This window comes from Alphaproteobacteria bacterium (assembly GCA_017308135.1).
GTDB lineage: Bacteria > Pseudomonadota > Alphaproteobacteria > CACIAM-22H2 > CACIAM-22H2 > Tagaea.
Genome location: JAFKFM010000008.1, coordinates 53,435 through 74,835 on the forward strand (window position 1 = coordinate 53,435; position 21,401 = coordinate 74,835).

22 protein-coding genes are annotated in these 21,401 nt (G+C 65.6%); 6 read left to right on the plus strand and 16 right to left on the minus strand.

Annotated elements, in window-relative coordinates; all coding sequences use genetic code 11:
• Nucleotides 1-3 precede the first annotated feature (3 nt).
• On the plus strand, nt 4-888 hold the full coding sequence (locus J0H39_08445) for a sugar ABC transporter permease (protein MBN9496771.1): 885 nt from the start codon (nt 4-6) through the stop codon (nt 886-888).
• Entirely contained in the window at nt 888-1,724 is an 837-nt protein-coding gene (locus J0H39_08450; GenBank protein ID MBN9496772.1) for a carbohydrate ABC transporter permease, read from the plus strand. Before J0H39_08445 ends, J0H39_08450 begins: the two co-directional genes overlap by 1 nt.
• On the opposite strand, the gene J0H39_08455 is transcribed toward J0H39_08450, so the two are convergent.
• The 4 genes from J0H39_08455 to J0H39_08470 all read right to left on the minus strand — a co-directional run bounded on the left by J0H39_08455 (nt 1,721) and on the right by J0H39_08470 (nt 4,706).
• Nucleotides 1,721-2,464 carry an ABC transporter ATP-binding protein gene (locus tag J0H39_08455; GenBank protein ID MBN9496773.1) on the minus strand — a complete coding sequence of 248 codons (744 nt, stop codon included), beginning with the start codon at nt 2,462-2,464 and terminating at the stop codon, nt 1,721-1,723. The genes J0H39_08450 and J0H39_08455 overlap by 4 nt on opposite strands.
• Complete coding sequence (locus J0H39_08460) at nt 2,461-3,273, minus strand: ABC transporter permease subunit (protein MBN9496774.1); 813 nt, start codon at nt 3,271-3,273, stop codon at nt 2,461-2,463. The genes J0H39_08455 and J0H39_08460 overlap by 4 nt, the downstream gene beginning before the upstream one ends.
• A 5-nt stretch (nt 3,274-3,278) precedes the next feature.
• Complete coding sequence (locus J0H39_08465) at nt 3,279-4,313, minus strand: ABC transporter substrate-binding protein (protein ID MBN9496775.1); 1,035 nt, start codon at nt 4,311-4,313, stop codon at nt 3,279-3,281.
• 192 nt (nt 4,314-4,505) lie between these two features.
• A complete protein-coding gene (locus J0H39_08470; GenBank protein MBN9496776.1) occupies nt 4,506-4,706 on the minus strand; it encodes a hypothetical protein in 201 nt (66 codons plus the stop codon).
• Nucleotides 4,707-4,858: 152 nt separating this feature from the next.
• On the opposite strand from J0H39_08470, the gene gcvA reads away from it, so the two are divergent.
• A complete protein-coding gene (gene gcvA / locus J0H39_08475; GenBank protein ID MBN9496777.1) occupies nt 4,859-5,788 on the plus strand; it encodes a transcriptional regulator GcvA in 930 nt (309 codons plus the stop codon).
• A gap of 68 nt (nt 5,789-5,856) precedes the next feature.
• Complete coding sequence (locus J0H39_08480; GenBank protein ID MBN9496778.1) at nt 5,857-8,121, plus strand: xanthine dehydrogenase family protein; 2,265 nt, start codon at nt 5,857-5,859, stop codon at nt 8,119-8,121.
• Here J0H39_08480 and J0H39_08485 read toward each other — a convergent pair whose 3' ends face one another.
• The 6 genes from J0H39_08485 to J0H39_08510 are packed head-to-tail and all read right to left on the minus strand — an operon-like array spanning nt 8,122 to nt 13,241.
• Nucleotides 8,122-9,423, minus strand: a complete 1,302-nt coding sequence (locus J0H39_08485; GenBank protein ID MBN9496779.1) for a TRAP transporter large permease — start codon at nt 9,421-9,423, stop codon at nt 8,122-8,124. It abuts the gene before it with no gap.
• The gene (locus tag J0H39_08490; protein ID MBN9496780.1) at nt 9,420-9,914 is read right to left on the minus strand and encodes a TRAP transporter small permease; all 495 of its coding nucleotides are present in this window, start codon (nt 9,912-9,914) and stop codon (nt 9,420-9,422) included. Before J0H39_08490 ends, J0H39_08485 begins: the two co-directional genes overlap by 4 nt.
• Before the next feature lie 58 nt (nt 9,915-9,972).
• The gene (gene dctP, locus J0H39_08495; GenBank protein ID MBN9496781.1) at nt 9,973-11,097 is read right to left on the minus strand and encodes a TRAP transporter substrate-binding protein DctP; all 1,125 of its coding nucleotides are present in this window, start codon (nt 11,095-11,097) and stop codon (nt 9,973-9,975) included.
• A gap of 19 nt (nt 11,098-11,116) precedes the next feature.
• Nucleotides 11,117-11,995, minus strand: a complete 879-nt coding sequence (locus tag J0H39_08500) for an amidohydrolase (GenBank protein MBN9496782.1) — start codon at nt 11,993-11,995, stop codon at nt 11,117-11,119.
• The gene (locus tag J0H39_08505; GenBank protein ID MBN9496783.1) at nt 11,995-12,465 is read right to left on the minus strand and encodes a MarR family transcriptional regulator; all 471 of its coding nucleotides are present in this window, start codon (nt 12,463-12,465) and stop codon (nt 11,995-11,997) included. The genes J0H39_08500 and J0H39_08505 overlap by 1 nt, the downstream gene beginning before the upstream one ends.
• Complete coding sequence (locus tag J0H39_08510) at nt 12,462-13,241, minus strand: crotonase/enoyl-CoA hydratase family protein (GenBank protein ID MBN9496784.1); 780 nt, start codon at nt 13,239-13,241, stop codon at nt 12,462-12,464. Before J0H39_08510 ends, J0H39_08505 begins: the two co-directional genes overlap by 4 nt.
• A gap of 96 nt (nt 13,242-13,337) precedes the next feature.
• Between J0H39_08510 and J0H39_08515 the strand changes: the two genes are divergently transcribed.
• Both J0H39_08515 and J0H39_08520 read left to right on the plus strand, forming a co-directional pair.
• Complete coding sequence (locus J0H39_08515; protein ID MBN9496785.1) at nt 13,338-15,167, plus strand: feruloyl-CoA synthase; 1,830 nt, start codon at nt 13,338-13,340, stop codon at nt 15,165-15,167.
• Between the two features lie 4 nt (nt 15,168-15,171).
• Nucleotides 15,172-15,933, plus strand: coding sequence for an SDR family NAD(P)-dependent oxidoreductase (locus J0H39_08520; protein MBN9496786.1), 762 nt, complete (start codon nt 15,172-15,174; stop codon nt 15,931-15,933).
• Between the two features lie 3 nt (nt 15,934-15,936).
• Here J0H39_08520 and J0H39_08525 read toward each other — a convergent pair whose 3' ends face one another.
• The 6 genes from J0H39_08525 to J0H39_08550 all read right to left on the minus strand — a co-directional run bounded on the left by J0H39_08525 (nt 15,937) and on the right by J0H39_08550 (nt 21,379).
• Nucleotides 15,937-16,695, minus strand: coding sequence for an ABC transporter permease subunit (locus J0H39_08525; protein MBN9496787.1), 759 nt, complete (start codon nt 16,693-16,695; stop codon nt 15,937-15,939).
• On the minus strand, nt 16,692-17,471 hold the full coding sequence (locus J0H39_08530; GenBank protein ID MBN9496788.1) for an ABC transporter permease subunit: 780 nt from the start codon (nt 17,469-17,471) through the stop codon (nt 16,692-16,694). Before J0H39_08530 ends, J0H39_08525 begins: the two co-directional genes overlap by 4 nt.
• Nucleotides 17,472-17,475: 4 nt before the next feature.
• A complete protein-coding gene (locus J0H39_08535) occupies nt 17,476-18,474 on the minus strand; it encodes an ABC transporter substrate-binding protein (GenBank protein ID MBN9496789.1) in 999 nt (332 codons plus the stop codon).
• Between the two features lies 1 nt (nt 18,475).
• Complete coding sequence (locus J0H39_08540) at nt 18,476-19,255, minus strand: ABC transporter ATP-binding protein (protein MBN9496790.1); 780 nt, start codon at nt 19,253-19,255, stop codon at nt 18,476-18,478.
• Nucleotides 19,252-20,733, minus strand: coding sequence for a carboxylesterase/lipase family protein (locus J0H39_08545; GenBank protein ID MBN9496791.1), 1,482 nt, complete (start codon nt 20,731-20,733; stop codon nt 19,252-19,254). The genes J0H39_08540 and J0H39_08545 overlap by 4 nt, the downstream gene beginning before the upstream one ends.
• A 178-nt stretch (nt 20,734-20,911) precedes the next feature.
• On the minus strand, nt 20,912-21,379 hold the full coding sequence (locus tag J0H39_08550) for a MarR family transcriptional regulator (GenBank protein MBN9496792.1): 468 nt from the start codon (nt 21,377-21,379) through the stop codon (nt 20,912-20,914).
• Nucleotides 21,380-21,401 lie beyond the last annotated feature (22 nt).

The window sequence follows — 21,401 nt, forward strand, 5'->3', positions numbered from 1 at the left end:
GGCATGGGCGCGCGGCGTCAGACCTATATCGCGTACGGGCTTCTGGCGCCCGCGTTCCTGCTCGTGGCGGGGTTGATCGTCTACCCGCTTTACATGGTGTTGGAGACGAGCTTGCGGGTGGGGCGTGCGCCGAACGTCGCGCGCCTCGACCGCTTGCCGCTTGGCTTCGGCAATTACTGGCGCGCGCTGACCGACGACGTGGTCTGGCATTCGGCCGGCGTCACGGTCGTCTACGCCGTCGGCACGATCGCGCCGGCGTTTCTGATCGGCCTGCTGCTGGCGCTGCTGCTCAATCGCGATTTTCCCGGACGGCGCTGGATCCGCAGCATGATGCTGCTGCCCTGGGCCGTGCCCGGCGTGGTCGCGGCGATCGCGTTTTTGTGGATGTTCGACTCCTCCTACGGCGTGGTGAACGCGCAATTGCGCAAAATCGGCCTCGCCACGACGGATATCGCCTGGTTCGTCCATGGCGATACGGCATTGTTCGCGGTGATCCTGCCGACGATCTGGAAATGCTTCCCGTTCTTCGCGTTGACGCTGCTGGCCGCGTTGCAGTCCGTGCCGCAAACGCTGTACGAGGCCGCGCGCGTGGACGGCGCCAGTCCGTTCCAAATTTTCCGCAACGTCACCTGGCCCGGCATTCGCGGTGCGGCCGCGCTGGCCCTCGTGTTGCAGGGCCTGTGGGTGGTGAAGGATTTCGACCTCGTCTTCGCCACCACCGGCGGCGGCCCGTCGCGCGCCACGCAAACCTTGTCGCTGCTGGTTTACGAAGAAGCCTTCCAATTCTTCCGCATGGGGCAAGCCTCGGCGATCGGCGTGCTGATGCTGATCTTGTGCGCGTGCCTCGCCTATCTCGCGATGCGCTGGGGCCGAAAGGATTTCCACTGATGCCCGTTCCGGTCTGGCGCCCGTATCTGCTGCTCGCGACGTCGCTGATCTGCCTCGTCGTCGTGCTGTTCCCGTTCTATTGGATCGTCATCACGTCGATCCTGCCGACGGAAATCGTGCTGTCGCGCAACCCGCCGCTGCTGCCGCCCTTGGGCGAGATCACTTTCGCCGCGTATTTCGAAGTGTTCGCGCGCAAGCCGCTGCTGACCTGGATCTCGAATTCGATGATGATCACGGCGGGCACGCTGGCGATCACGATTTCGACGGGCGCGATGGCGGGCTATTCGCTGTCGCGCTTCCGCACCAAGGCGCAGCAGGCGATGGGGTTCGGTCTGCTCGCCAGCAAGATGCTGCCGGGTTCGCTGATCATCATCCCGTTCTTCATCCTGTTCTCGAAGGCGGGACTGATCGAATCGAAGCTCGGCGTCATCCTGGCGAATTCGGCGACCGCCGTGCCGTTCGCGACCTGGCTGCTGAAAGGGTTTTTCGACGCGATCCCGCGCGAGTTGGAACAAGCCGCGATGATCGACGGCTGCAACGAATGGCAGGCTTTCCGCCATATCGTGCTGCCGCTGGCTGCACCCGGCCTCGCGGCCGCGTCGGCCTATATCGCGATCGTCACCTGGGCCGATCTCGTCTTCGCGCGCACGCTGAACTCCAAGCCCGACAATTGGGTCGTGACTGTGGGCTTGCAGTCCTTCACCGGCGAGTATCTCGTCGAGTGGGGCGCGCTAATGGCGGCCTCGGCCGTGTCGCTGCTGCCGATGCTGGTGCTGTTCCTGCTGTTGGAGCCCTTCCTGGTGAAGGGCAGCACGCAAGGTTCGCTCGCGAACTAGATTTCCAGCGCTTTGTGGATGTCGGTCGCGAGGTCGGACGACGCGACCGCGTCGCGCGCGCGCGGGTGCGCCGCGTCGATCCGGCGGTCGAGGCGCGCGCGGGCGGGCGAGCCCGCCAGCAGCACCACACGATCGGCGAGATAGAGCGCTTCGTCGACATCGTGCGTGACGAACAGGATCGTCTTGCCGGTCGCCGCACGGATGCGCAGTAACTCGTCTTGCAGGAAGCGCCGCGTGATCGCGTCCAGTGCAGCGAAAGGCTCGTCCATCAGCAGCAAATCGGGATCGACCGCCAGGGCGCGGGCAAGCGCCACGCGCTGGCGTTGACCGCCCGAAAGCTGATGCGGCCATTTCCCGGCTTGGTCGGCGAGGCCGACAAGCGCGAGCGCCTCTTCGGCGCGCTGGCGGCGCTCGGGCTTCGACAGTCCCAGGCCTTCGAGGCCGAGTTCGACATTCGCCAGAATGCGCCGCCAGGGCAGCAGCCGCGAATCCTGGAACACCAGCGCGATGGGCCGCGTGCCTTTTTTGTCGGACAGCGCCAGATCGAAACTGCCCGTGCTGGGCTTCGCGAGGCCCGCCAGGATGCGCAGCAGCGTCGACTTGCCCACGCCCGAGCGGCCGACGATGGCGACGAACTCGCCGCGCGAAACGCGCAGATCGAACGCTTCGAAGATCGGCGTCGTGCGATCCGCGCCGGCGAAGGATAGACCCAGACGGTCGAGGGTGATGGCGGCGGTCATGGCTTCCACTTCAACAAAGCGTCGCGCCACAGCACGAACAGGTAATCGCACAGCCCGTAAAGCGCCGCGATGGTCAGCATGTAGACGACGACGATCTCGGTCGCGAGCAAGCTGGACGCCTGCATCATGCGCTGGCCCAAGCCCGGCACGCCGAACAATTCGGCGGCGACGACGGCCATCCAGGCTTGACCCAAGCCGGTGCGCAACCCGCCCAGGATGCCGGGGGCGGCGGCGGGCAGAATGATCTTGGCGAGTTTGGCGCGGATCGAGCGATGGCCGAACGCCTCGGCGACCTCGATCAGATCGCGGTCGACCGCCTGCACCGCCGCGATGGCGGCGTAGAAATTGATCCAGAACACGCCGACCGCGACGATGAACGTGGCGCCGCCGGTGCTGACACCGAACCAGATGATCGCGAAGGGGACCCAGGCGAGGCCGGGGATCGGGCGCAGCACGCGCACGATATAGGACGTCGCGGATTCGAAGCGCGGCGACACGCCCGCCCAAACGCCGAGGCCGACGCCGAGGCCCGAACCGAGCGCGAGGCCGAGGAGGTAGTGCGACAGACTGTTAAAAATCGCCTCGTACCAAGCGCCGCTTTGCACGTCGCGCCAGAACGCGCCTGGCAGCGACGAAGGCGGGGGCAGCAGCAGCGGCGAAATCAGGCCGAAGCCCGGTGCCGCTTCCCACAGCAGCAGGAAGATCGCGAGACCGCCGAGACCGAGCGCGGTTTTACCCACGCGGGCACGGCCCTTCGCGCTTACGCGCGAAGGGATCGGCGAGATTGAAGGCAAGGCCGCGTCGGTCATTACGATCAGCCGGCCAGACGCGGCGCTTTGCGGAAATAGCTGTCGTCGAACAACCCGTCCAGCGGCGGCACGCGATCGTTGGCGCCGACCTTCACCTGGTATTCCAGCAAGGCTTGCGTCGACTTTACGATCTTGTTCGGATCGGCGGTGAATTTCGAGCCGGGCGAACGCAGGGCGCGCAGCACCGTGGCGTCGTCGACGATGCCGCGGCCGAGCACGGCCAGGATCGACGGCACGGCGCGCTCGGGCTGGTTGATCAGCAGATCGGTTGCGCGCACGGTGAGGTCGACGAGCTTTTGCACGGCCGCTTCATTCGACTTCACGAAGGCGCCGGTCACAGCGAACACGCCGCCGGGCTGGTCGGTCAGCATCTGCCCGCCCGACGCGATCAGCTTGGCACCCTTGTCGCGGTCGAGAATGATGGTGAGGGCGGGTTCGCGCACCGTGGCGCCGTCCACGGCCTTGGCGAGCAGGGCTTGCTGCGTCGCGTCGATGCCCATCGGCACGATTTCGACATGCGCGCGGTCGATCTTCGCGACTTCCCACAGCCAATGCTGCAAGGTGACGTTCGGCACCGAGCCAGCGGGCTGGGTGGCGACGCGCGCGGCCTTCTTGGTCGCCTCGAAGAAGCGCTTGAAGCCCGCGGCGGCATCGCCGTTCGCGGCGTCGATATCTTCGCGCAGGCGACCGCCGGCGATGAAAGCGAGTTCCTCGGTCGCGGTCGCGGCGACGACGCGGATATCGAGCCCCTTGGCGCGCGCGACGGCGAGCGGGGCGACACCCGCCCAATAGGTTTCGAGCGTGCCCGACGCGACCGCCTGGATCATGTTGGGGCCGCTGTCGAACTGAATGAGGCGCAGATCGATGCCCGCGTCGCGCGCCCAGCCATCCTTGTCGATGACGAAAAGCGGCGCGCCGCCGAGCACCGGGATATAGCCCGCGCGTACGACGATGCGGCTTTGCGCGATCGCGGGCGCGGCGAGGGCGGCGGCACCGGCGGCGATTCCGCCCAGCAGGGTGCGGCGGTTGAGATTCGACATGTTTGACCTCCAAAAGGAAAGGCGGGTGTATCCCCGCTTGCTGCATCGCGGAATTGAAGTCTTCTAACGTCGGGGTTGAGGATTATTTGCGACCGCTAAGCCGCAAGGCCGATCCAGCGGACCAGTCCGATGGCGAGCGCCACGAAAATCCCGGATTTGAAGGCGAGACCGAGCAGCTCGCGCGTGGCGACGTCAAACATGGCCGGCCTCCGCCTCCGCCGGACGCAAGCCCAGAACGGCCTGAATCCGCCGCCAACCCGGAAAACCGAAATCGGCCGCCACGCTCGGGAAACCGGGCTCAGCGCACAGACACAGCTCCAGCGCGATCCCCTCGAGGGTCGGCGCGAAGCGGGGGCTGGCGTCGAAAGCCGGAATCGTGGCGGTGTCGGTCATGCTGATTCTCCGGTTACGCGAAAATTGTCGGCGGATGGCGGCGGGGGCGCAATCCAGATTGCTTGCGCCGGCCGTTCGGTTTTTCTAAAGGCGCAGGAAAACTTGAACGGCCGTTTCGTATTTCTCCCGAACGTTTTCGGCGTTCCGCGAATATGTTCGCGGCCATGCGTCGTCGTTTGCCACCCCTGAACGCGTTGCGCGCTTTCGAAGCCGTCGCGCGCCATATGAGCGTCACCAAAGCCGCCGATGACCTGAGCGTCACGCCGGCGGCGGTGAGCCATCATCTGAAATCGCTGGAAGACCAGCTGCAGATCGCGCTGTTCTTGCGCACCAAGAACGGCATTCTGCTGACCGATGCGGGGCAGGCGATTCTGCCCGGCATTCGCGACGGGTTCGAGCGCTTCGCCGCCGCGATCGAGCAGATCGACAATCTGGGCGATTCGGGCGTGCTGACCGTTTCGGTCGCACCCTCGTTCGCCGCGAAATGGCTGTTGCCGCGCCTCGAAACCTTCCAGGCCGCCAATCCCGGCATCGACGTGCGCGTGGGTGCTTCGATGTCGCTCAGCGATTTTCACGGCGACGGCGTCGATATCGCCATCCGCTACGGCTCGGGCGGTTATCCGAACGTCAACAGCGAACGCCTGTTGGAGGAAGCCGTGTTCCCCGTATGCAGCCCGAAGCTGCTGAACGGCGCGACTCCGCTGTCGGGCGTCGACGATCTGCGCCATCACACGCTGCTGCACGACGACGGGCCGGACGAGGATCCGTCCTGCCCCAACTGGGCGATGTGGCTGAAGGCGGCGGGGGCGAAGAATATCGACGCCACGCGGGGCCCCAAGTTCAATCAGTCGAGCATGGTCATCGAAGCGGCGGTGCTGGGGCGCGGCGTGGCGCTCGCCAAAGCCTCGCTGGCGGCGGCCGATCTGGATGCCGGGCGCCTGGTCAAGCCCTTCGGCGAGGCGATCCCGATCGATTTCGCCTATTGGCTGGTATGCCCGGCGTCGAAGTTAGGGTTGCGAAAAGTCGACTTGTTCCGGAATTGGCTGAAATCCGAAGCGGCCGAATTCGCGGTCGCCGCCTGAATATCGTTGTCGCGGGCACCGTCCGGGGGGTCTAATGGGCCAACTCGTACGGGTGCGGAGCGATGACGATGGTAGTGCGGCGCGGGCGGATCGAAGACGACAGGCTGTTGCTGGGCAAGGGGCGTTACACCGCCGATAATCTTCCCGAAGGGTGCTTGCACGCGGCCTTCCTGCGCAGCCCTTACGCCCATGCGAAGTTGACCCGTTTGTCGGCCGATGCCGCCAAGACGATGCCGGGCGTGGCGGCGATCTTCACCGCCGCCGACCTTGGGCCGTTGCGCACCGGCGGTAAGATCGCGCTGAAACGTTCGGGTGGTGCCGACGCCCCGTTCACGCCGCGCCAAGTGTTGATCGACGGCATCGCGCGCCATGTCGGCGAGCCGGTCGCCATCGTGATCGCCCAAACCCAAGCGCAGGCGCAAGACGCGATCGAAGCGATCGAGGCCGAGTACGAGGAGCTTCCCGCGATCGTCGATCCGCGCGATGGGCTGGCGCCGGGTGCGGCGCCGATCTGGGGCGAAGCGCCGGACAATATCGCCTTCATTTGGCGCCACGGCGCCGTGGGGGAAGTCCAGGCGTATTTGAAATCCGCCGCGCATGTCGTGCGGCTGCGCTGCCCGATCACGCGCGTTTCGGCGGCGCCGATGGAAGGCCGTGCCGTGCTGGCGGTGCCTGCGGGAGAGCGGTTGGAAGCCATCGCCGCGACGCAATCGCCCTTCGGTTGGCGCGATAGCGTGGCCGCCGCTTTGGGCGTGGCGAAGGAAACGATCCATCTGCGCGCCGAGGATGTCGGCGGCGGCTTTGGGCTGAAAGCCGAAGCGACGCGCGAGGAAGTGGCGACGTGCTGGGCGGCGCGCAAGCTGGGCAAGCCGGTGCGCTGGATCGCCGATCGCGCGGAATCGCTGGTCGCGGACGATCACGGCCGCGACGTGGACGCGGAAACCGCCTTGGCGCTGGATGCCGACGGCAATTTCCTGGCCTTCCATGTCGATTACATCGTCGATATCGGCGCCTATGTTTCGGGCCGTTCGACCGGGCCGATCAACAATATCGGCGGCATCGCGGGCGTCTATCGCACCAAGGCGATCGCGGCCGAAGTGCGCGGCGTGTTCACGCATTCCGTGCCGACCGTGCCGTATCGCGGGGCCGGGCGGCCCGATGCGACCTATGTTCTGGAACGCACGATCGATCTGGCGGCGGCGAAGCTTGGGATCGATCCGTTCGAACTGCGCCGGCGCAATCTGGTACAGCCCGACGCGATGCCGTACCGCACGCCGTTCCTGTTCGAATACGACAGCGGCGACTTCCCGGCGGTGATGGAAAAAGCGCGCGGCTTCGCCGATCTTGCCGGGTTCGCCGCGCGCAAAGCGGCCAGCGCCAAGAATGGTCGCTTGCGCGGCATTGGTTTCTGCAATCCGATCGAGGTCGCGGGCGGACCGTTCACCAAACCGGGCGCCGATGGCGCCAGGATCGAAATCGACGCGGCCGGTCGCGCGCACATCTTCACCGGCGCTATGTCGGTTGGCCAAGGTCTCGAGACCGTGTGGCAGGACATGCTGATGGACCGCATGGGCATCGCCGCCGACAAGATCGTCTATCGCCAGGGCGATACCGATCTGATGGCGAGTGGCAAGGGCAGCGGCGGCTCGGGCGGGCTCAGCGTCAGCGGCGCATCCGTGGCGTTGGCGATGGACAAAGCGATCGAGGACGGCAAGAAGCGCGCGGCGGAGAAGCTGGAAGCGGCCTTGGCCGATATCGAATTCGGCGACGGCGTGTTCCGCATCGTCGGCACCGATCGCGTGGCGAACTGGGCCGAAATCGCGGGGCCGGAAGGCCTGAAGGCCGACGTGCATTTCCAACCGCCGGCGGTGACGTTCCCGAACGGTTGCCATGTCTGCGAGGTCGAGGTCGACCCCGAGACGGGCGCCGTCGAGGTCGTGTCCTATTCGGCGGTCGAGGATATCGGCAATGTGATGAACCGCCAGATCGCCGAGGGGCAGATTCATGGCGGTGTGGCGCAAGGCCTGGGCCAAGCGCTGATCGAGGAAGTGGTGCACGATCCCGCGACCGGCCAGGTGCTGACCGGGTCGTTCATGGATTACGCGATGCCGCGCGCGACCGACATGCCGATGATCCGCATCGAAACGCATGCGGTGCCCACGAAGGTCAATTTTCTCGGCGCCAAGGGCGTGGGCGAGGCGGGCACGGTCGGCGCGCTGACGGCGGTGATCAACGCGGCATGTTCGGCACTCGCTCCGTTGGGGGTCAAGCATATCGACATGCCGCTGACGCCCTATCGCGTCTGGGCGGCGATCCAGGCGGCGAAAGCCTGATCACATCATCGCGGGCAGATACATGATGAAGCCCGGGAACGCGATCGCGAAAGCGACGACAAGCAGATCGGCCAGGAAGAACGGCGTCACGCCCTTGAAGATCTGCGCGGTCGTCGCGTATTCCGACGCGACGTTGCGTATGACGAAGACGTTGAGCCCGACCGGCGGCGTGATCATGCCGATTTCCAAGAGCTTGACGACCAGCACGCCGAACCAGACGAAATCGATCCCCTGAACGCGCAGGATAGGCAGCAGCACCGGCAGCGTGATCAACATTGCGCCGAACGGTTCCATGAACATGCCCAGGATCAGGTAGAGCACGACGATCAGCAGCATCAGCTGCACGTAGGAAAGATCGGCGCCGGAAACCATGCTGGTCAAGAACCCGGTCAGGCCGGTCATGCCGACGAAGCGCGTGAACATCGCCGCGCCGATGCCGATGATGAACAGCGAGGCCGACGTCGTCAGCGTTTCGATCAGCGACGTTTTGAAATTATCGTAGGTCAGACGGCGCGTGGCGATCGCGATCCCGATCGCGCCGATGGCGCCGACCGCACCGCCTTCCGTCGCGGTGAACGCGCCGGAGAACAAGCCGCCGAACACGATCGCCATCAGCAGCAAGGCGGGCCAAATCTTCGCCAAGGCTTCGCGCGGAGAGATGCCGTCGGCGTCGAGCGGACGCGGCGGACAGATATCGGGGCGAAAGCGCGAGATGATCAGCACCACGGCGGAGTAAGCCGCCGCCGTCAGCAAGCCGATGCTAACCCCGCCCATGAAAACCTTGAGTACGGAAGTTTCGGCGAACACGCCATAGACGATCATCAGGATCGACGGGGGAATCAGCGCGCCGATCGTGCCGCCGGCGGCGATGGCGCCGCAGGCGAAGCTGGGCGAATAGCCCGAGCGCACCATTTCCGGGATCGCGATGCGGCCCATGGCGGCGGCCGTGGCGAGGGAAGAGCCGCAGATCGTCGCGAAGCCCGAGCACGCGAAAATCGCCGAGATCGCCAGTGCGCCGGGAATGCGGCGCAGGACCGCCTTGGCCGCTTCGAACAATCCCGTCGTCAAGCCGGCGTGATAGGCGACGAAGCCCATCATCAAAAACATCGGGACGGAGGACAGCGTCCAATTGTCGACGAACGAGTAAGGCGTGTTGGCGATGATGCCCAGCGCCGGTTCGACGCCGATTAGCCATGCCACACCGCTGAACGAGACGACGATCATCGCGATGGCGACCGGCACGCGCAGCACCAGCAGGGCGATCAGCAGCACAACGCCCGCGAAACCCGTTTCGACGCTCATGGCGCTTCGGACTTTCCAGGTTGAACGATGCGGATAGCGACGGCGACCGCCGCCAGCGCGAAGCCGAGCGGCGGCAGGAAGAAGCCCGGCCAGACGGGCAGCTGGTAGGTTTGCGCCATCACGAAGGCGCCCGTGGCGAAGGCATCCAGCGCGTCAGTCAGCGTGACCCAAGCGAGCGTGCCGTAGACGGCGGCGGAGAGCGCCGCGACCAGCCGCTCCAGCGCGTCGCGCGCAACGGCGGACAGGAACGGGTCGATCACCTCGACCTGCACCATGCCGCCGCGCCGCTCGACGAAGGCGAGCGGCACGAAGGCGAGCGCGATCATGTAGTACTTGGTCACGATCTCGTAGGTCGCGGGGATCGGCGTGTTGCTGACATTGCGCAGGATCACGTCGACGATGACGTGGAGCATCATCGCGACGATCGCGAGCGCGCCGATCAGAACGAGCGCGTCGAGTAGCAGCGAATGGAGACGGGCAAGGGGGCGCATCGATCCTCCGGCGTGAATCCGGAAGCCGGCGCCGCCGGCCTCCGGAATTCGGACCGCATCACATGCCGTATTTGGAATAGTCGAGTTTCGACCAGACTTCTTCCTGCAGCTTCACGGCCATCTGCTTGGGATCGCTGTTCACCGAATTGGCGATGGCGGTCCATTTTTCGGTCAAGGCCAGGAAACGCTTGATGCGTTCGCCCGCGTCCTGGATACCGAAATTCTTGGCACTAAGGGCGGCGACGGATTCGGGTTCCGTCTTGGCGAAGGCTTGGAACGCGGCCACGAACGCCGCGTCGGGCTGGATCATCTCGATGCCCTTGGCCTTGGCGGCGGCTTCGGCTTCCTTCTCCATCTCCGTGCCCCAGCGATGGGTGAAGTCGGTGTTGGCGCGGTTGGCCGCGCGCGCCATCGCCGCGCGATCCTGGACCGACAGGCTGTCCCAGGTCGCGTTCGCCGTGGCGAAGTTCGACGTCGATTGATAGAGCCCGATCGGCAGGTAGGTGACGTATTTCACCGTTTCGACCAAACGGAACGAGATCAGATCGGCGATCGACGCCATTGTGCCGTCGATCACGCCCTGGTTCATCGCTTCGAACTGGTCGAACACCGACATCTGCACGGGCGTCGCGCCGAAATGCTGCGCGAGCCGGGCCCACGGGGCGCCGCCCGACCGCAAGCGCAGACCTTTGAGGTCTTCGGGTTTGCGCACCGGTTTGGTCGTCATGATCTCGTAGACGTCCGAAGCGCCGGAACCCAGGAACACGACGCCGAAGCGGCGCATTTCGCGCTGGCAAGGTTCGCAGTTGACGACGAATTCGGTGACGGCGGCGGCGGTCGCTTGCGGGTTGGTGCCCAGCAGCGACAATTCGCCCGCCAGCGCCATGTTCGGCAGATCGGCGGGGAAATAGAGCGGCAGAAGATTGCCGACTTCGGTGATGCGGCTGCGCAGCGCGTCCTTCATCTGCCCGAGATTGACGACCTCGGGGCCGAGGATCTTGGCGGTCAGACGGCCTTGCGATTCCTCGGGCAGATACTTGGCGAAATTCGTGTACATCACGCCGTTCGCCGGATGGGCGGGCGGGGCGGCGGGGGCGGTGCGCAATTCGCGCGCGTTGACGGCCGACCCTAGTGTCAGCGACCCCGCTACGGCGAGGACCGCAAGCTTGACGAGCGTTCGCATGATAACCTCCCTGTGCGCCTCATTTGAGGTTCAAAAGCCTCGTTGCGTTTTCCTTCAGGATGAGGGGGCGCACCTCGTCCTTGAACGGCATTTGGGCGAAGTCGGCGAGCCACGTATCGGGCGTTATCGCCGGCCAGTCGGACCCGAAAAGCATCTTCTTCTTGAGCAGCGCGTTGGCGTACTTCACCAGAATTTCGGGGAAGTATTTCGGCCGCCAGCCGCTAAGATCGATATAGACGTTGGGCTTGTGCTGGCAGACGGCGAGCGCTTCCTCCTGCCAGGGGAAGGACGGATGGGCCATTACGATCGGCATGTCGGGGAAATCCGCCGCCACATCGTCGAGATGGATCGGGTTCGAGTATTTGAGGCGCATGCCCATGCCGCCGCGCATGCCCGAGCCCACGCCGGTCTGCCCGGTATGGAACAGCGAGATGGCACCTTCGGCGGCGATCGCCTCGTAGAGCGGATAGGCCATGCGGTCGTTCGGGAAGAAACCTTGCATGGTCGGATGGAACTTGAAGCCGCGCACGCCGAAATCGCGCACCAGGCGGCGCGCTTCGCGCGCACCGACGCGCCCCTTGGCGGGATCGATCGACGCGAACGGGATCAGGATGTCGGCGTTTTCGGCGCAGATGCGCGCGACCTCCTCGTTCGCGTAACGCTTGAATCCCGTCTCGCGCTCGGCATCGACGGGGAAGATCACCGCCGCGATCTTGCGTTCGCGATAATACGCGGCCGTCCGCTCGACGCTCGGCAGCATGCCGTCGGCACCGGCGGGATTGCAGAAATACCGGGCCATGCCGGCTTGGAATTCGTTGTAGCCGTCGTCGCGCGCGCAATCGCACGGCTCTTCCGCGTGGGTGTGGAAGTCGATCGCGACGATGTTCGCGAGATCGATCATGGGGGCGCCCCGATACCCGCGAATTTGCGCAGCAGCGCCACGAAATCCGTGTATTCGCGGTCGTTCAATGTGCCGCGCTCGGCGCGATGAATCGCGCGCATTTCCGTCCGGCTGCGCTCGTATGCCGACTTGCCCGCTTTGGTCAGCGACAGGCGGACGGAGCGCCGGTCGTTGGGCGGTACGTAACGCTCGATCAAGCCGTCGTCGACCATCGCGCGCACCAGCTTGGTCATGTGCGCGGGCTTGATCATCAAGCGCCGCGCGATGGCGCCCTGGCGCAAACCGGGGTTGAGGGCGATCACCCACAGCACCGTCAGCGCACCGGGTTTCAAGCCGAGTTCGGACACGCGGAAGAAATGCGCGAAGGCGCGCAGCTGCGCCATGCGCAGCAGGAAGCCGAGCGTCGTCTCGATTTCGCCCAGATCGACGCGTTCGGCCTCGATCTCCTCGCGCGTGAACTGATTCATTCGCCCCCACCCGGAGCGGCGACCTTCGCCGCGCGCTTTTCGAGGAAGGCTTTGAGCCGCGCTTCGGCCTCAGGGCTCGTCGCGGTGAGGGCAGCGACGAAGCTTTCCGCGAACAGCCCGTCGTCGTTGGACATGTCCTGGATGCGCGGCAGCGCGTTGACGATCGCGTAATTCGAAATTTCGGCGTTGCCGGCGGCGCGCGCGGCGAGCTCCAGCGCCTTGTCGAGCGCCTTGCCGGCGGGCACGACATATTGCACGGCGTTCCAGCGTTCGGCCGTCGCGGCGTCGATCGTGCGGCCGGTCAGCATCATGTCGGTGACGCGCGCGACGCCGAGCAAGCGCGTGGTCCGCACCGATCCGCCGCCGCCCAGGAAAATGCCGCGCTGGCCTTCGGGCAGCGCGAAGAACGCGGTTTCGTCCGCTACGCGGACATGGGTGGCGGAGGCGAGTTCCAGCCCGCCGCCGACCACGGCGCCGTGCAACGCCGAGAACCACGGCAAGCGCCCGCGATGGATGCGATCGAACGCGCGATGCCAGCGCCGCGAACCGTGCAGCCCGTCGAATGCGGATTTGCCGAGATGCTCGGCGAGATCGAGACCGGCGCAGAAATGCGGACCCGCGCCATGCACGATTCCGGCCTTCGCGTGACGTTCGGCCCAATCGACCGCCGCTTCGAGTTCGCCGATGACCGCGTCGCAAATCGCATTGCGCTTGTCCGGGCGGTTGAGCCCGATCAACGCGATGTCGCCGCGCAATTCGGTGACGAGAAACGGCATGAAGCGTTGGTCCTCCCGGAATTCGACGGCTTATTCGTGGAGATACTATCTTCGGAGATTGTTTCCATGTAAAGTATTTTCAGGGAGAGACGCCGAATGGCCGGAATAGGCTTTCGCGAAGTCGAATTATGGCGGGCGGATATCGCCTGGGAACGCCGGGCGGACGGTTCGATTCTTGTCCGGCAAACCGGTGCGCTGCCCGATTATCCGGATCGCATGTCCGATCGCATCGTCCATTGGGCGGCGGCCGCACCGGATCGAACATGGATGGCCGAGCGCGGGCCCGACGGTGATTGGCGCCGCGTGTCCTATGCCGAATTGCTGACGTCGATCCGCTCGATCGGGCAACGCTTGCTCGAGTTGGGGCTGGGGCCGGAACGTCCCTTAGCGATCCTGTCGGGCAATTCCATCGCGCATGGGCTGATGGCGCTGGGCGCGCAATACGCGGGCATTCCGTCCGCCGCGGTATCGACCGGTTATTCGCTCGCGGGCGACGGCTTCGGGCGATTGAAGGAAGTCGCCGCACAGACGATGCCGGGCGCGGTGTTCGCCGACGATACCGATCGCTACGCGGCCGCGTTGCGCGCGGTGTTTCCCGATCTGCCGCATCTGGGTTTGCGCGGACAAGGAAGGCGCTTGGAATGGCGCGACTTGATCGCGGCGACCGATACGGCGCAAGCCGACGCCGCCTATCGCGCGACCGGGCCCGACACCGTGGCGAAGTTCATGTTCACCTCGGGCACGACGGGAACGCCGAAAGCCGTGATCCAAACCCAGCGCATGCTGTGTTCGAACATGGCGATGGTGCTCGATTGCTACGCCTATCTGAAGGACGAGAATCCGGTCTTCGTCGATTGGGCGCCCTGGAGCCATGTCGCCGCCGGCAACAAGGTCTTCAACATGGCGATCTATAACGGCGGCACCTATTACATCGACGAAGGCAAGCCGACGCGCGCCGATATCGGCAAGTCGATCCGCAATCTCGCCGAGATCTCGCCCAACTGGTATTTCAACGTGCCCGCCGGTTACGAGATGCTGGTCGAGGCGATGCGCGCCGACCCGGCGATGGGCCGCAATTTCTTCCGCGACCTGAAGCTGTTGATGTATGCGGGGGCGGCGATGGGCGAGCATCTGTGGAACGAGATCGACCGTCAGGCCGAAGCGGCGACGGGCACGCGCATCCTGCAGACGACGGGGCTCGGTTCGACCGAGACCGCGCCCTTCGCGCTGTTTTGTACCGATCCGCAGGATCGGCCCGGCAATGTCGGCATTCCCGCGAAAGGCATCACGTTGAAGCTAGTGCCGCAGGACGGCCAATGGGAAGCGCGCCTCAAAGGCCCGAACGTGACGCCCGGCTATTGGCGCGATGCGGCGCAAACCGCCGCCGCGTTCGACGAGGAAGGCTTCTACAAACTCGGCGACGCGTTGCGCTTCGCCGATCCCGCGGACCCGGCGAAGGGTTTTTTCTTCGACGGGCGCACCGCCGAAAACTTCAAGATGTCGACCGGCACCTGGGTTGCGGTCGGCAATCTGCGCAAGCGGATCGTCGATGCGCTGAACGGTTTGGCGAGCGACGCCGTGATCGCGGGTGAAGGCCGCGAGGCACTGGGCGTATTGCTTGTGCCGTTCCGTCCGGCGATCGAGCGCGTCGTGCCGGGTGGCACGGAGTTGGCGGATTCGGAACTTTTCGCGCATCCGGCCGCGCGCGCGGCGGTCGCCAAGGCGCTCGAGGCGTATAACGCGAAGGCGGGCGGGGCGTCGGAGCGCGTCGCGCGCGCGCGATTTTTCGCGTCGGCCCCCGATCGCGCCAAGGGCGAACTGACCGAGAAAGGCTCGGTCAATCAGCGCGTCGCCTTGCGCTTGCGCGACGCGGAAGTCGCCGCGATGTTCGCGGGCGATGCGGCAACGATCGTTATCGGAAGGTAGCGTCATGGACATCCAAAACCGTTCCGCCTTGGTGACGGGGGCGGGCTCCGGCCTCGGCGCCGCCGTTGCGCGCGCCCTGGCCGCGCGCGGCGCGAAGGTCGCGGTGATCGATCGCGACGGCGACAAGGCGCGCGCGACCGCCGGTGAAATCGGCGGCTTGGCGCTGACGGCCGATGTGCGCCGCGAGGCGGAGATCGTCGCCGTGCTCGACGCGATCGATGAAGCGCATGGCACGGCAAGTATCGTCGTGAACTGTGCCGGCATCGGCACGGCGGGGCGAATCGTCGGCCGCGAAGGCCCGCTGTCGCTCGACGCGTTCGCGCGCGTGATCGACGTCAATCTGATCGGCACGTTCAACGTGATGCGTCTGGCCGCCGCACGGATGAGCGTGTTGGCGCCCGACGCCGACGGGGCGCGTGGCGCCATCGTCAACACCGCGTCAGTCGCCGCCTATGACGGGCAGATCGGGCAGGCGGCCTATGCCGCGTCGAAAGGCGGCATCGTGGCGATGACCTTGCCCGCCGCGCGTGAATTCGCGCGCTTCGGTATCCGCGTCAACACGATCGCGCCCGGCGTGTTCTTGACGCCGCTGCTGGGCGAGTTGCCGGAGGAATCGCGCCGCTCACTGGCGGCGGATATTCCGTTCCCGGCGCGGCTGGGCGGCCCGGACGAGTTCGCGGACGCGGTGCTGTTTTGCGTCGCCAACGGCTATATCAACGGCGAGACGATCCGTCTCGACGGCGCGCTGCGCATGAAAGCGAAATAACGCTCAGCGCTTGGGGGCGAATTTCCGGGCGAGCGGATCGAGGACGAGTTTCTCGCCCGCGACGAATAGCAGCACGATCGCCAAGCACGCGGCAATGACCGTCGCCATATCGGCCGAGCCTTGCGCCTGGAGCATCAGATAGCCGAGGCCCGATGTGCCGCCGAGCAACTCGGACACCAGCGCGATCTTCCACGCGATGCCGTAGGCGATGCGCAGCGACCCCAGGATATAGGGCAGCAGCAGCGGCGCCGCGACCATCGCCAGTGCGCGCGTGCGGTTGCGGGTGAAGCTTTGCGCCATCTCCATCGTTTCGGCGTCGATCTGGCGCAAACCTTCCGCGATATTGATCAAACAGAAGGGCGTGAGGATCGCGACCTGGACGAAGACGACCGGGAAATCGCCCGGCTGAAACCAGATCGCCGCCAGGATCGCCCAGCCGATCGACGGAAAGGAATTGAGGAAGGGCAGCGTCATGCCCCGGATCACCCAATCTAGCGCGGGCACGCCGCGATTGATCAGCGCCAAGCCGCCGCCCAGCACGAGGGCGAGCACGACCGCGAGCAACACGCGCCACACCGACGAGAATGTGTGCGAAAGGAAACTCGGCGTGACGAACATCGCGACCAGGCGTTCGCCGACCGCGATCGGGCCGGGCAGCACGAAATCGGGCAGGCCGCGGGCCCCCCACGCCCAGGCGAGGATCGCGAGCAAGACGGCGATATCAGCGGCGATTTGCGCCTTGCTGCGGCCCAGTACGTTCATCGCCGCTTTCCTTGCCGGCCGAAATGGCGCGACGTGGCGAATTCCAGCGGCGCGAAGATGAAGCGATCGGCGAGATAGACCGCGACCACGATCGTCAACACGACCGCGAAGATGATCTCCGTGTCGTATTCCTGGCGCGCGAGATTGATCAGATAGCCGAGACCTTCGCCGCCGCCGAACAACTCCGCCGTCAGCGTCACTTTCCAGGCGACGCCGAACATGATGCGCAGCGTGGCGATGGCGAAAGGAAACAGCGCGGGCACGACGATAAACAAAAACTGGCGGATGCCGCTGCGCCCGAAACTACGCGCCATTTCGTCGATCTCGCCGTCGAGCGCGTTCAAGCCTTCGCGCAGATTGATCAGCGCGAAAGGCAGCAGCACCACGGTGATCGCGAACACGACCGATGTCGTAGAGACACCGAACCAAATCGCGGCGAGCAGCGTCCAGCCGATGCCGGGAAAGGCGTTGAGGAACGGGCTGAAGCGCCCGTGGATCGTGGGGCCCGCGAAACGCGCGTAGTGGCACAGCAAGGCGAGCGCCGAGCCGAGCACGAAGGCGATGGCGATCGAAAGGCCGACATTGAACAATGTCGCCTTCAGATGCCCGATTTCGCGCGCGGAGGTGAAGAAGCGCGTCGCCGCGCGCAGCACCGCGTCGGGCGGCGGCATCATATAAGGCGGCAGGCGTGCCGACGCGGCGTACCAGCCCCCGGCCACAAGGGCGAGGAACAGCGCCGCGAAGGCCGCCTTAACTTGCGTTGAGTCCGCGCGCAAAATCTTAGCCGCGCAACGTCTGGTCCCAGGTCACGGATTCGACCGCGGGCGCGCCTTGGATCATGCCGAAGCGCAGGCCGATTTCCCACGCGCGGGTCACGGCCTGTGCTTGGGCGGGCCCGAAGATCGCGGGCACGTCGGTCGTGCGATCGAACCACCAATCGAAGAACGCGGGATCGATATTCGCTTGCGTGCCGACGGCGGTGAACACTTCCTTGCGATTGGCCATCGCGTAGTCGATCGACGCTTTGAGCATGCGGTTGAATTCGCGGAATTCCGCCGTGCGCGCGGCCAAGCGGTCGGCGTAACCGACATTGACGGCCGAGACGAGGCGGCCATGGATCTCGTTCAGGATCGAGCCGGTCTCGCAGATATTGACGTATTCGCCCGAGCTGCGCGCGCGGAACGCCTGGGAATGGATTAGCGTGGCGGCGTCGACGCGATTGGTCGACAGCGAGGCGGGCAGGTTGGGGGCGGCGATTTCGACCTGGCGGACGTCGCCGCCTTCCAGCGCCATGTTGAGGCCGAATTTCTTGTTCAGCGCTTCGCGCACGAACATATAGCCGGTTGCGCGCAGGCCGTAGGAACCGAGCGTCTTGCCCTTCAACGCCGCGGGGTCCTTCAGCGCGGAATCCTTGTTGACCCAAACGCCGCCGCCTTCGCCGTTGGCCGAAGCGTGCAACGCCGCCGACAGGATGCGCAGATCCAGACCGCGCGACAGCGCCGCCGGCACGCCGATCACGGCGGTCATCACGACGTCGTATTGGCGCGTCGCGGTGACCTGCAGCAGCGTGGGGATGTTCATGCCCGTCGCTTCGACGTCGATCAGGTCGGAGCGCACCTTGCCGTTGCGGATCGCCCAGACGACGGCGTCGTAGGCGGGATCGAGCAGATAGGCATAGGTGACTTTGGGCTTCGCTTGGCCGCGCACGACCGAGGGGGCGGCGAGCAGGGCGGCGGCACCGGCGAGAATTGCGCGGCGGCCGGGCAGGACGAGGGTCATTTCATTCCTCCGTGGTGGGGGCGTCGGGTTCGAGGGAGCGGAAAAGTTCGTTGAGGCGGTCGTGCATGGCGACCAATTCGGGATCATCCTTCAGCGCGCGCGGCCGCGCGGCTTTGACGTCGAAAATCTCGAGCACGCGGGTCGGCTTCTTCGACAGCAGCACGATGCGGTCGGCGAGCGTCAGCGCTTCGTCGATATCGTGCGTGACGAACAGGATCGTTTTGCCGGTTTCCTGCCAGATGCGCACGATCTCCGCGCGCAAGCGCCGGCGCGTGTTGGGATCGAGGGCCGAGAACGGCTCGTCCATCATGATGATCGCGGGATCGACCGCGAGGGCGCGGGCGATCGCCACGCGCTGGCGCTCGCCGCCCGACAGCATCAAGGGATATTTGTTGGCGCTGTCGGCCAGCCCGACAAGGGCGAGAAGATCGCGCGCTTTGGCCGCGCGCTTGCGACCCTCCGCGCGGCCGAAACGAAGTTCAGCCCCCAGCAACACGTTCGACAGCGCGTTGCGCCACGCGACCAAGCGCGGCGATTGGAACACGAAGGCGATATCCTGCCACGCGTCTTTGGGCGCCTTGCCCAGCACTTCGACGCGGCCCGCATCGGGCGGCACCAAATCGCCGGCGATGCGCAGCGCCGTCGACTTGCCGCAGCCCGAGGGGCCGAGCAGGCACACGAACTCGCCCTTGCGGACGGTGAAGTCGAGGCGGTCGTAGATTTGCTCCGCGCCCAGCTTCAGGCGCGCACCGTCGAAAACGATCGCGTCGGCGGCGCTCACGGCCAGTAGCGCCAGATCTTGCGGCCGGCCGGGTCCGCCGCGAGGCGCGACGGCGTATCGAACAGCATCGTCTCGCGGTCGGTCTGTTCGTAACGCCGCCAATGCGGCAGATGCGCGCCGTTGGGATTGCCGGTGCGCACGAAGGCGGCCCAGGTGTCGCGCATTTGCGCCGCCAGCGCGGTCATGCCCGCCTTGTCGCCGCCTTCCAGCATCGGCGCTTGATAGGTGGGAAGGCTGTCGAACATGAACGGCAATTCGATGCAGTGGCATGCCCCGAACGGATTGCCCGGTGCCGCCCAATCGAAGCGGTAGACATAGGCGGGTTTGCCGATCGTCGCCAGCGCGTCGCAGAAGCCGAGCGATTTGGCGGCGAGTGCGGCGTCGCCCACCATCGCGGAGATGAGCGAGACAGGCGTGTTCGATCCGGTGCGGATCACGTATTCGGCCATCGCGGCGCGCGCGTCGGCGCCGAAGAAATCGCGGAAGCGGCCTTCGACCTGCGCATCCGTCGCGTCGATCACGGGCTGCGCCTTGGCGAAGAAGGCCGCGGACTCGTCCTTCGTGTAGCCGATCATGATGTCGCGATCGGCGGCACCGGGCAGCGCCGACTGGAACAGATCGGCGCCGAACAATTCGCCGTCGGCGACCGGCCAGAAGGGCGGCGTCACGTCGGCGAATTTGGCGTAGTGCATCATCGTCTTGAGCTGGGCGGCGAGGATGTCGGGCACTTTCGCGTCGGCCCATTGCGCGGCCGATTTGATGCCCAGGAACTCCTCCATCTTCGCGGCGGGCTCGAGGCAGGATTCGACCGTGCGCAGCGGACGGCCGAACGGGGCGCTTTGAATGATCGCGCGCTTGAACAGCTTGCGCGCGGCGGGCAGGGCCAACAGCGCCAACACCGACAAGCCGCCGGCCGATTGGCCTGCGACGGTGATCGTCTCCGGATCGCCGCCGAACGCATCGATATTGGCGTGGACGAATTCAAGCGCCGCGATCTGGTCGCGCAAGCTGAGATTGGGTTCGGCCACGCCGGGCTTGTGCATGAAACCGAGCACGCCCAGGCGATAATTCACGCCGACGACGACCACATCGCCGAACTCGGCAAGGCGCGCGCCCGAATACCAATCGAGCGAGCCGGCACCGGAGACGAACGCGCCGCCGTGATACCAGACTAGCACCGGGCGGCGTTTGCCGTCGGGCTTGGGCGTCCAGATCGTCAGGGTCAGGCAGTCTTCGTCTTGGGCGCGCGTGAAATCGCCCATCGCGGCGGCGAGGCGCGAGCGGTTCTGCGGCGGAATGGGCCCGTGCTGCGTGGCGTCGCGTTCGCCCGACCAGGGCTTGGGCGCTTCGGGGCGGCGGAAACGGAGTTTGCCGATCGGCGGGGCGGCGTAGGGGATGTTGCGGAAGGCGACGACGCCGCCCTCGGTTGTGCCTTTCAGAACGCCAAGCTTGGTCTTCGCCACCAATGAATCGCTCACGTCGTGCCCTCCTGCCAGCGCGAATTTAAGCACAATTCGCCGGCACCTGTTCAATACACTTGTACGGTGTCGCGCGAAAAACAGCGCGCATCGCCGCTTGCGAAAACTCTCCGCCCGCGCGGACTGAAAAACCAGCCTGAATTTTCTGATCGATTGATCCGCCGCGCCGATAAATGCGTCAGCGCGGTTTTTTCGCGTCGGCGGCGAGCAAGCGTTCGCGCAAGCCCGTGATCTCGGCCGAGAGCGCGCGCAATGCGTCGAGCTTCATGCCGGACGCTTCGAGAATGCCTTCCGGCACGCAGCGCGCTTGTTCGCGCAACGCCTTACCTTTGGCGGTCAGGCGGACGCGCACCTGGCGCTCGTCGGCGGGATCGCGATTGCGCTCGACATGGCCCAGCGCTTCCAGCCGCTTCAACAGCGGGGTGAGGGTGTTCGACTCAAGGAACAGCTTCTCGCCCAGTTCGCCGACGGTCTGGTCGTCCTGCGCCCAGAGCGAGACGAGGGCGAGATATTGCGGATAGGTCAGGCCGAGTTCGTCCAAAAACGGCTTATAGACCCGGCTGAACGCCAGATTCGCCGAGTAGACGGCGAAACAGATGAATGGATTCAGACCGTTGGCGAAGGGTTCGGGGCGGGCGGCGGGCATGGTCATCGCTCCAGAAAGGGTT

Bases quoted from the DNA above. Each gene is read 5' to 3' on its own strand.
- dctP (MBN9496781.1), bottom strand. From the start codon at position 11,097: ATGCGAACGCTCGTCAAGCTTGCGGTCCTCGCCGTAGCGGGGTCGCTG.
- J0H39_08485 (MBN9496779.1), bottom strand. From the start codon at position 9,423: ATGAGCGTCGAAACGGGTTTCGCGGGCGTTGTGCTGCTGATCGCCCTG.
- J0H39_08525 (MBN9496787.1), bottom strand. From the start codon at position 16,695: ATGAACGTACTGGGCCGCAGCAAGGCGCAAATCGCCGCTGATATCGCC.
- J0H39_08535 (MBN9496789.1), bottom strand. From the start codon at position 18,474: ATGACCCTCGTCCTGCCCGGCCGCCGCGCAATTCTCGCCGGTGCCGCC.
- J0H39_08460 (MBN9496774.1), bottom strand. From the start codon at position 3,273: ATGACCGACGCGGCCTTGCCTTCAATCTCGCCGATCCCTTCGCGCGTA.
- J0H39_08490 (MBN9496780.1), bottom strand. From the start codon at position 9,914: ATGCGCCCCCTTGCCCGTCTCCATTCGCTGCTACTCGACGCGCTCGTT.
- J0H39_08520 (MBN9496786.1), top strand. From the start codon at position 15,172: ATGGACATCCAAAACCGTTCCGCCTTGGTGACGGGGGCGGGCTCCGGC.
- J0H39_08450 (MBN9496772.1), top strand. From the start codon at position 888: ATGCCCGTTCCGGTCTGGCGCCCGTATCTGCTGCTCGCGACGTCGCTG.
- J0H39_08470 (MBN9496776.1), bottom strand. From the start codon at position 4,706: ATGACCGACACCGCCACGATTCCGGCTTTCGACGCCAGCCCCCGCTTC.
- J0H39_08515 (MBN9496785.1), top strand. From the start codon at position 13,338: ATGGCCGGAATAGGCTTTCGCGAAGTCGAATTATGGCGGGCGGATATC.
- J0H39_08510 (MBN9496784.1), bottom strand. From the start codon at position 13,241: ATGCCGTTTCTCGTCACCGAATTGCGCGGCGACATCGCGTTGATCGGG.
- J0H39_08455 (MBN9496773.1), bottom strand. From the start codon at position 2,464: ATGACCGCCGCCATCACCCTCGACCGTCTGGGTCTATCCTTCGCCGGC.
- J0H39_08550 (MBN9496792.1), bottom strand. From the start codon at position 21,379: ATGCCCGCCGCCCGCCCCGAACCCTTCGCCAACGGTCTGAATCCATTC.
- J0H39_08465 (MBN9496775.1), bottom strand. From the start codon at position 4,313: ATGTCGAATCTCAACCGCCGCACCCTGCTGGGCGGAATCGCCGCCGGT.
- gcvA (MBN9496777.1), top strand. From the start codon at position 4,859: ATGTTCGCGGCCATGCGTCGTCGTTTGCCACCCCTGAACGCGTTGCGC.
- J0H39_08445 (MBN9496771.1), top strand. From the start codon at position 4: ATGGGCGCGCGGCGTCAGACCTATATCGCGTACGGGCTTCTGGCGCCC.
- J0H39_08480 (MBN9496778.1), top strand. From the start codon at position 5,857: ATGGTAGTGCGGCGCGGGCGGATCGAAGACGACAGGCTGTTGCTGGGC.
- J0H39_08505 (MBN9496783.1), bottom strand. From the start codon at position 12,465: ATGAATCAGTTCACGCGCGAGGAGATCGAGGCCGAACGCGTCGATCTG.